This window comes from Auritidibacter sp. NML120636, from assembly GCF_003185945.1.
In the GTDB taxonomy this organism is placed as follows: Bacteria; Actinomycetota; Actinomycetes; order Actinomycetales; family Micrococcaceae; genus Auritidibacter; species Auritidibacter ignavus.
This window is the reverse complement of sequence record NZ_QHLO01000023.1, coordinates 1-1258: the sequence shown is the minus strand read 5'-3', so window position 1 is coordinate 1258 and position 1258 is coordinate 1. Positions and strand designations below refer to the sequence as shown.

The 1258-nt window shown below is 61.4% G+C and carries 1 protein-coding gene; it reads left to right on the top strand.

Translation table 11 applies throughout. The features are described from left to right. Positions 1–55: 55 nt before the first annotated feature. Positions 56–1258, top strand: a 1203-nt coding sequence (locus tag DCC25_RS11195; RefSeq protein ID WP_110101742.1) for an ISL3 family transposase, incomplete at its 3' end; no start/stop codon positions are given.

The window sequence follows — 1258 nt, the reverse complement described above, 5'->3', positions numbered from 1 at the left end:
GTCGAGGTCTTCCGATGATGGAAGTTCTTACACAGTCCATCCGAAAGACCTCGACGTGTCCAAGCTTACTTTCTCATCTCCTGATCTCACGACGTTCTGCCGGCTCGACTCCCTTGACCTCACGTGCATTGGCCGGCACATCACCGGGCACAAAGCCATTCTGGAATGCCAGCCCAACACTGCCGATGACTGGTGCCGACGGTGTGGCGGACACGGGATCGTCCGCGACACCGTCGTCCGCCGCCTCGCCCACGAACCCTTCGGCCACCGGCCCACCACGCTTCACATTCGCCTCCGCCGGTACAAATGCGTCGAATGCGGCCGCGTATGGCGTCAGAACACCACTGCTGCGGCGCCACCACGAGCGAAGATCTCGCGAACCGGCCTCGACTGGGCGCTGCGTGCCCTCGTCATCGACCACGACACCGTGTCCGTGATCGCACGCAAACTCGCCGTGTCCTGGCACACCGCGAACTCCGCGATCCTCGCGCAGGGACATCGACTGCTGATCGACGACCCGGCCCGGTTCGACGGGGTCAGCGTCATTGGTGTCGACGAACACGTCTGGCGGCACACCAGGCGCGGTGACAAGTACGTCACCGTCATCATCGACCTTACTCCCATCAGCCAGAAAGCAGGCCCGGCACGCCTGCTCGACATGGTGCCCGGACGATCGAAACAGGTGTTCAAGCAATGGTTGAAAGCCCGACCGAAAGACTGGCGTGATGGCATCGACGTCGTCGCGATGGACGGATTCTCCGGCTTCAAAACAGCCTCCGTTGAGGAACTGCCCGAGGCTGTCGAAGTCATGGACCCGTTCCACGTCGTCAAACTCGCCGGTGATGCCCTCGACGAGGTACGCCGCCGCATTCAGCAGGAAACCACCGGGCATCGCGGACGAGCAACAGACCCGTTGTATCGAGCGCGCAGGACTCTGCACACCGGTGCTGATCTGCTCACGGCCAAACAGCAGGAGCGGATCGTAGACCTCTTCGCCGACGCCAACTTCACCGCCGTCGAAGTCACCTGGGCCGTCTATCAAGACATTGTGCGCGCTTACCGAACCAACGACGGCAACGAGGGCAAGAAGCTCTTACAAACAGTCATCGACGATCTGACGACGAATCTGCCGACAGGACTGGCCGAACTCAAGCGGTTAGGACGGACTCTGAAGCGTCGAGCTGCTGATATCCTGGCGTTCTTCACCCGACCGGGAACGTCGAACGGGCCTACCGAAGCGATCAATGGCAGGCTCGAA